The organism is Streptomyces sp. AB3(2024), assembly GCF_041862025.1.
In the GTDB taxonomy this organism is placed as follows: Bacteria; Actinomycetota; Actinomycetes; order Streptomycetales; family Streptomycetaceae; genus Streptomyces.
Window position 1 is genome coordinate 22297 of the sequence record NZ_JBGWAB010000109.1, and the last position, 6553, is coordinate 28849.

Annotated in this window: 9 protein-coding genes; 6 read left to right on the plus strand and 3 right to left on the minus strand. The window is 75.4% G+C overall.

Going from position 1 to position 6553, the window contains the following annotated elements; genetic code table 11:
* Positions 1 to 71 precede the first annotated feature (71 nt).
* The 3 genes from ACEPPI_RS31080 (at position 72) to ACEPPI_RS31090 (ending at position 1858) form a co-directional block, all read left to right on the plus strand.
* On the plus strand, positions 72 to 842 hold the full coding sequence (locus ACEPPI_RS31080) for a maleate cis-trans isomerase (RefSeq protein WP_373918601.1): 771 nt from the start codon (positions 72 to 74) through the stop codon (positions 840 to 842).
* Between the two features lie 153 nt (positions 843 to 995).
* Positions 996 to 1448 (plus strand): DoxX family protein, encoded by a 453-nt coding sequence (locus ACEPPI_RS31085; RefSeq protein WP_373918602.1) that lies wholly within the window; start codon positions 996 to 998, stop codon positions 1446 to 1448.
* The gene (locus ACEPPI_RS31090) at positions 1445 to 1858 is read left to right on the plus strand and encodes a Zn-ribbon domain-containing OB-fold protein (protein ID WP_373918603.1); all 414 of its coding nucleotides are present in this window, start codon (positions 1445 to 1447) and stop codon (positions 1856 to 1858) included. Before ACEPPI_RS31085 ends, ACEPPI_RS31090 begins: the two co-directional genes overlap by 4 nt.
* A gap of 20 nt (positions 1859 to 1878) precedes the next feature.
* Here ACEPPI_RS31090 and ACEPPI_RS31095 read toward each other — a convergent pair whose 3' ends face one another.
* Positions 1879 to 2538: a pyridoxal 5'-phosphate synthase gene (locus tag ACEPPI_RS31095; protein WP_373918604.1), complete on the minus strand. Its 660-nt coding sequence runs from the start codon at positions 2536 to 2538 to the stop codon at positions 1879 to 1881.
* 62 nt (positions 2539 to 2600) lie between these two features.
* On the opposite strand from ACEPPI_RS31095, the gene ACEPPI_RS31100 reads away from it, so the two are divergent.
* On the plus strand, positions 2601 to 3176 hold the full coding sequence (locus tag ACEPPI_RS31100) for a hypothetical protein (RefSeq protein WP_373918605.1): 576 nt from the start codon (positions 2601 to 2603) through the stop codon (positions 3174 to 3176).
* A 23-nt stretch (positions 3177 to 3199) separates the two neighbouring features.
* Here ACEPPI_RS31100 and ACEPPI_RS31105 read toward each other — a convergent pair whose 3' ends face one another.
* The gene (locus ACEPPI_RS31105) at positions 3200 to 4039 is read right to left on the minus strand and encodes a PhzF family phenazine biosynthesis protein (protein WP_373918606.1); all 840 of its coding nucleotides are present in this window, start codon (positions 4037 to 4039) and stop codon (positions 3200 to 3202) included.
* A 132-nt stretch (positions 4040 to 4171) separates the two neighbouring features.
* Here ACEPPI_RS31105 and ACEPPI_RS31110 point away from each other — a divergent pair, with 132 nt between their 5' ends.
* On the plus strand, positions 4172 to 4513 hold the full coding sequence (locus ACEPPI_RS31110) for a hypothetical protein (RefSeq protein WP_373918607.1): 342 nt from the start codon (positions 4172 to 4174) through the stop codon (positions 4511 to 4513).
* A gap of 145 nt (positions 4514 to 4658) precedes the next feature.
* Here ACEPPI_RS31110 and ACEPPI_RS31115 read toward each other — a convergent pair whose 3' ends face one another.
* Positions 4659 to 5882: an acetyl-CoA acetyltransferase gene (locus ACEPPI_RS31115; RefSeq protein WP_373918608.1), complete on the minus strand. Its 1224-nt coding sequence runs from the start codon at positions 5880 to 5882 to the stop codon at positions 4659 to 4661.
* Positions 5883 to 6054: 172 nt separating this feature from the next.
* Between ACEPPI_RS31115 and ACEPPI_RS31120 the strand changes: the two genes are divergently transcribed.
* Positions 6055 to 6553 (plus strand): acyl-CoA dehydrogenase family protein (locus tag ACEPPI_RS31120; RefSeq protein ID WP_373918609.1); only part of this gene is annotated, 499 nt, incomplete at its 3' end.

Here is a 6553-nt window from a genome sequence, read left to right on the forward strand (position 1 = left end):
TGCTGCGCGACCGCCGGGCCACCGCACTGCCACAGTGGAGGGCCCCGGCCCGTCCCCGAGAGGAACGCGCGATGTGGCAGCCCGACGGGTGGGACGTACGCGTCCGCCTCGGAATCCTCACCCCGCACGCCGACGTCGGCCCCGAGTCGGAGCTGCGGGCCATGGCCCCGCCCGACGTGGGCCTGCACACCGCCCGGGTGCCGTTCGCGGCGATGGGGCGCGGGGGCGTGATGGACCCGGTCCTTCCGCTGGCCCCCGTACGCGCCTTCGCCGAGCCCCCGGGCGTGGACGAGGCCACCGCTCTGCTCGCCGCGGCGCCGGTGGCGGTGATCGCCTTCGCCTTCACCTCCTCCGCCTACGTCATCGGGCCGCGCGGCGAGGGCCACATGCTGGCCCGGCTGGGGGAGCGGGCCCACGGGCTGCCGGTGGTCGCCACCTGCGCCGCCGCGGCCGAGGCCCTGCGGGCGCTGGGGGCCGGGCGGATCGCCCTCGTGGACCCGCCGTGGTTCGACGACACCCTCACCGATCTGGGGCGCGGCTACTACGAGGACTGCGGGTTCGAGGTTGCCTACGCCGCCCCGTGCGGGCTCCCGAGTGAGCAGCGGCGGATCGGGCCCGCGGCCCTGCACGACTGGGTGGCGCCGCGCGTGCCCGACGCCGCCGAGGCGGTGGTCATCGGTGGGAACGGTTTCCGCGCCGTCGGGGCGATCGGGGCCCTGGAGGCCACCCTCGGCCGGCCGGTCCTGAGCGCGAACCAGGTCCTGCTGTGGGCCGCGCTGCGCGCGGCGGGCGCGGAGGCCGGCGGCATCGCCGGGTACGGGCGGCTGTTCGCCCACCCCTGAGCCCGGCCGCCGCGCACGGTCCGCCGCACCGCACCGCACCGCACCGCTCGGCCCGCACCGCTCGGCCCGCCCCGGCAGCCCCCTTGCGGGATCGCCGCCGATCCGCTGAACTGACGTACCGTCAGATCAGTGGGTCGAGTGGGTGGGTGAGGGATGCAGACCATCTGGCTCAGCGGCGCCGAGTGGCTCGCCGTGCTGCGCATCGGGCTCGGCCTGTGGTGGCTGGAGAGCTGGCGCCACAAGGACAAGAAGGGCTGGTTCGAGCGCGGTACCGGCATCGCCTGGGCCGCCGACGTCGCCGGAAAACACCGCTGGGCCTTCGTGAGGAGCGGCTTCGCCACGGTCGTCCGGCCCCGCCCGAAACTGATGGCGTACATCGTCGTCTACGCCGAACTCGCCCTGGGCCTGGGCCTGGTGCTCGGCTTCCTGACCCCGGTGGCCCTGATCGGCGGACTGCTGCTGAACCTGCTCTACCTGGTGCTGATGATCCACGACTGGGCCGAGCAGGGCCAGAACGCGATGATGGCGCTCATCTCGCTCGTCGCCCTCTTCGCCATGGCCTGGCAGACCTGGTCCCTCGACGCGACGATCGGAATCCTCCTGTGAGCACCCCGCGCCACGACCTCCCGGAGCCGGACGAGTTCACCCGCCCCTACTGGGACGCCGCCGCGGCCGACCGCCTCCTGCTGCGCCGCTGCGCCGACTGCGGGCGCGCCCACCACTACCCGCGCGAGTTCTGCCCCTTCTGCTGGGCCGGCGAGGACCGGGTGGAGTGGGAGGAGGCGAGCGGCCGGGCGAGCCTCTACACCTGGTCGGTGGTCCACCGCAACGACCTCCCGCCCTTCGGCGGGCGCGTCCCGTACGTGGCCGCCGTCGTCGACCTCGCGGAAGGGCCCCGGATGATGACGGAGGTCGTCGACTGCCCGCACGACGCCCTCCGCATCGGCATGCCCCTGGAGGTCACCTTCCGGCAGGCGGCGGAAGGCGTCCGCGTGGCCGTCTTCCGCGCGGCCTGACCCGTACCGCGGGAAGCCGTCTACGGCCAGAGCAGCTCGCGCTCCCACGCCGCGCCGGCGGTGCGCCGGTAGCGCAGGCGGACGTGGCGCCGGGCGGCGTCCCCCTGGAAGAACTCCGCCTCGGCGGGATCGAGTACGTACCGGGTCCAGGTCGGCGCGGGCGCGTCCGGTTCGGCTCCGGCCCGCTCCCACGCCGCCGCCGAGGCCCGCGCCAGCTCCCGGGCCGAGTCCAGCACCTCGCTCTGCCGCCCGGTCAGCGCGGCCGCCAGCGCCCCGCGCGAGCGCACCGCCAGGTCCGCCCGGCTCTCCTCGGGCCCGCACGCCCCGACCCGGCCCCGGATCCGGACCTGCCGGCCCACCGTGGGCCAGTAGAAGCACAGCGCCGCCTGCGGGTGCCGCGCCAGCTGGCGCCCCTTGGCGCTGGTGGCGTGCGAGGCGAAGTGCCAGCCGCGCTCGTCGGCGTCGTGCAGCATCAGGATCCGGACGTCGGGCCGCCCCTCGGCGTCCACCGTCGCCAGGCTCATGGTGTGCGGCTCGGTCTGCCCCGACCGGGCGGCCTGGACGAACCACTCCCGGAACAGGGCCAGCGGCCCGTCGGGAGCGGCCGCCGGGTCGAAGCCGGGGAGCTCGGTGTCCCATACCCGCAGGGAGTGCAGGGTGGTGTGGAAGTCGCTGGTCATGCGGCCAGGCTAGTGCCGTGACCCGGTGGACCGTCCGGGTCCCGGCATTAGGGTGCTTGGCCATGGACATGCACAGAGTTGCGGCGCGGGCACTGGTGGCCCTCGCCGTGACGGCGGGCGCCGCGGCGGCCGTCGTCCCCTTCTGCGACCGGCCCGGAGGCCTGGCCCTGCTGGCCGAGATGGACCACCCCGTCCTGCTCGCCTGCCTGGCCGCCGTCTTCCTCGCCGGAGCGGCCCTGCTCGCCTCCCGCCGGCCAGACGTCCGCAAGGGCGCCGCCCTCGCCCTGGCCGGGACGGCCGTGCTGGGCGTGCTCGCCGTCCCCGCGTACGCGGTGGTCGCCGACCCCTTCCCGGACCGGGAGTGGGACGTCCCCGCCCCCGACGGGTCCGGCCGCCGCCTGGTCGTGGAACGGGGCATCGGCCTGACCGACCCCGTCTGGCGGATCTACGTGGACGCGGGCCGCTTCCCGACGGCCCGCCGGCACCCCGTCGCCGAGTACGCCGCCGACTACCCCCGGGGCGTCCTGGAAGCCACCTGGACGGACGCGTCCCACATCAGGCTGATCGACCTCGACCACACCCACCACGACCTCCGCATCACCTCCGACGGCCGGCCACTGGACGCCCTGACCTGGTAGGGGGGCGGTGCGGGGCCGTCCCGTCAGGGGATGGGGACCGCCGTGCCGGTGACCTCGATGCCCGCCGCGGGATCCGCCGGCACGCCCACCGTGATCAGGCTCGGGCGCCCCATGTCCACGCCCTGGTGGACGGTCAGGCGGGCCGGCGTGGCGATCAGGCCGAGCGCGCGCAGGTAGCCGCCGAGGGCCGCCGCCGCCGCGCCCGTCGCCGGGTCCTCGACCACGCCGCCGGGCGGGAAGGGGTTGCGGGCGTGGAAGACGGACTCCGACTCGCGCCGCACGAGGGCGATCGTGGTCCAGTCCCGGCGCGCCATCAGCTCGGCGAGCGCGGCCCGGTCGTAGTCGAGGTCCGCGAGCCGCTCCCGGCTCGCCGCCGCGATCACCGGATGCCAGGCACCGGCGTACGCGGCCCGCGGCGGCAGGGCAGGGTCGAGATCGGCGGGGGACCAGCGCAGCGCGGCCAGCAGCTCGGCCAGGTCGGCCTCCGCGAGCGCCTCCGTACGCGGCTCCACGCTCACCAGCGTGGCCGTGACGGCACCGTCCGGGCCCACCGAGGTGGTCACCGGCACCGGGCCCGCCTGGGTGTGCAGCAGCAGGTCGCCGGCGCCGTGCAGGCGTGCGTGGGCGACGGCGGTGGCGATCGTGGCGTGCCCGCAGAAGGGCACCTCGGCCTTCGGGCTGAAGTAGCGGATGTCGAACGCGCCGTCCTGGCGCGGAACGACGAACGCCGTCTCCGAGTACCCGACTTCCGCCGCGGTGGCGGCCATCGTCGCCCTGTCGAGGCCGGTGGCGTCCAGCACCACCCCCGCCGGGTTGCCGCCCCGCGGGTCGGTGCTGAAGGCCACGTAGCGCAAGATGTCCATCCCCCGAACGTAGCCGTCCGGGGGCGGAGGTCAAAAGTCCTTGTACGCGTTCACGTCGACGGCCGACCGTCCGGGGTGCGTCGCGAACGCCGCGTCCGCGCCCTTGGCGCCGGGGGTGGCTAACCTGATCGCGTGAGCGAGATCGAACCGCCGCTGCTTGCCGATGTCTATCCCGCGCTGGTGTCGTTCCTGGACGCGGCCCTGGTCGCCGAGGGCGAGCCCGCCCTGGCCCGGGCCCTGGCGGGATTGCGTCTCCACGGGTGGTGCAGGTGCAGCGCGGCCTGCGCCTACCTCCGTACGGCTCCGGCCGGCCGCGCCGACAGCGCCTGGATCCACTTCGACAATGACGAGGCGCCCGGGGTGTGGCTCCAACTCGACCGGGATCGCGTGTCGTTCGCCGGGATGGAGATCTGCGGCTTCGACCTGGGACCTGCTCCGGACCTGGACCCGGACCGGCCGGCGGGGGTGGGGTGACTCCGGGGGCGGCTGGTCGGGGTCGGGGCCGGGGGCGAAAAGCGGCGGGACGCCCCCAGCCCTCCCCTGACACGGGCCAGGTCAAGTCCCGCCCACCCCCGCCCCCGACCGGCACGCAGAGCCCCCGCCCGACGGAGCCCCGCCCCTACCCCCGTCCCAGGATCACCGTGCCCGAGGAGCAGAACCAGCCTCCCGTGCCTGACGCCAGGGCCACCTCCGGGAGTCGGCCGCCCGGCTTGGTCACCTGGCGGTCCGGGCCCGCTTCGCCGCGGAGTTGGCGTACGGCTTCGACCAGCAGGAACAGTCCGCGCATCCCCGGATGGCAGGCCGACAGGCCGCCCCCGTCCGTGTTGACGGGGAGCTCGCCCTCCCGCAGCAGGCGGCCCTTCTCCACGTAGGCCCCGCCCTCGCCCTTCGCGCAGAAGCCGAGGTCCTCCAGGGTCACCAGGGTCATGTACGTGAAGGCGTCGTAGATCTCCGCCAGGTCCACGTCCGCCGGGGTCAGGCCGGCCCGTCCGAAGGCCAGCCGGCCCGAGACGGCCGCCGGGGAGACGGTGAAGTCCGCCCACTCCGACATCGTGGTGTGCGAGACGGAGGTGCCCGTCCCCAGCACCCACACCGGGGTCTTCGCCGTGTCGGGCACCAGGTCCTGCGCCACCAGGAGCACCGCGCAGCCGCCGTCCGAGCGGATGCAGCAGTGCAGCTTGGTGAAGGGGTCGGCGATCATCTCCGAGGAGAGGACCTCGTCCACGGTCAGCGGCGTGCGGAACATCGCGTCCGGGTTGGTGGCCGCGTTCGCGCGGGCCTGGACGGCCACCGAGGCGAGCTGCTCCAGCGTCGTCCCGTACTCGTGCATGTGGCGGCGCGCGGCCATCGCGTACTTGGAGATCAGCGTGTGGCCGTACGGGACCTCGAACTGCAGCGGCCCGCGGGCGCCGAAGGAGAGGTTCGAGGTGCGGCGGCGGGCCTTGATGTCGGCGCGGGCGGTGGAGCCGTAGACCAGCAGCACGGCGTTGGCGTGCCCCGACGCGATGGCGTCCGCCGCGTGGGCGGCCATGACCTCCCAGGTCGAGCCGCCGACAGAGGTGGAGTCCACCCAGGTGGGGCGCAGGCCCAGGTACTCGGCCACCTCGACGGGCGCGAGGGTGCCCAGGCCGGCCGAGGCGAAGCCGTCGATGACGGAGCGGTCCAGGCCGGAGTCGGCCAGGGCCCGCCGGGCGGCCTGCGCGTGCAGGGCGTAGGGGGTCGGGCCGTCGACCCGGCCGCATTCCGAGAGCGCGACGCCGGCCACCGCGACCCGGCGACGGGGGCGGGTTCCGGGCGCGTGGGACAGGGGGCCGGAGGCGGGTCCGGATGTGGGTCCAGGCATGGAGGGACGGTACATCTGACGATACGTCAGATGCTAGGGCGCGTGCCGTCCGTTCCGATCCGCGCCCGGGTCGCCCGACCCCTGTGCTTCTCGATCCCGGCGTCCTAACATGACGCCCCGTCAGATACGCCTCCGGCTGTCGCCGGGAGGTGCCCCCGGGAGGAGCCCGACGATGGACGCCGCCTTCACCGCGGAGCAGGACGAGATGCGCCGCACCCTGCGCGAGATCCTGGGCAAACGCTGCGGCCCCGACGAGGTCAAGGCCGCCGCCCGGACCGACACCGGATACGACCGGGAGCTGTGGCAGCGGCTCGCCCGGGAACTCGGCCTGCCGGGCATCGCCGTCGCCGAGGAGTACGGCGGCGTCGGCTGCACCCCCGCAGACCTGGCCCTGGCCTGCGAGGAGACCGGCCGCGCCCTGCTGCCCTCCCCCCTGCTCGCCACCGCAGGGCTCGCCGTCCCGCTGATCGCGGCCCTCGGCACCGCGGCCCAGCGCGCCGCGCTGCTGCCCCCGCTCGCGGCGGGAGAACGGACGGCGGCGCTCGCGGTCGCGGGCCCCGCCCTGGCCACCGCCCTGGGGCTGACCGGCGAGAACACCCCGGGCGACTTGGCGGGCGGGGGCCGCGCGGGCGGGGTGCAGGGGCGCCCCGCCACCAAGGCCCCACCGGGAG

Excerpts from the sequence above, each read along its gene's own strand:
- ACEPPI_RS31080 (WP_373918601.1), top strand. The coding sequence starts at position 72 with ATGTGGCAGCCCGACGGGTGGGACGTACGCGTCCGCCTCGGAATCCTC.
- ACEPPI_RS31085 (WP_373918602.1), top strand. The coding sequence starts at position 996 with ATGCAGACCATCTGGCTCAGCGGCGCCGAGTGGCTCGCCGTGCTGCGC.
- ACEPPI_RS31095 (WP_373918604.1), bottom strand. The coding sequence starts at position 2,538 with ATGACCAGCGACTTCCACACCACCCTGCACTCCCTGCGGGTATGGGAC.
- ACEPPI_RS31100 (WP_373918605.1), top strand. The coding sequence starts at position 2,601 with ATGGACATGCACAGAGTTGCGGCGCGGGCACTGGTGGCCCTCGCCGTG.
- ACEPPI_RS31105 (WP_373918606.1), bottom strand. The coding sequence starts at position 4,039 with ATGGACATCTTGCGCTACGTGGCCTTCAGCACCGACCCGCGGGGCGGC.
- ACEPPI_RS31115 (WP_373918608.1), bottom strand. The coding sequence starts at position 5,882 with ATGCCTGGACCCACATCCGGACCCGCCTCCGGCCCCCTGTCCCACGCG.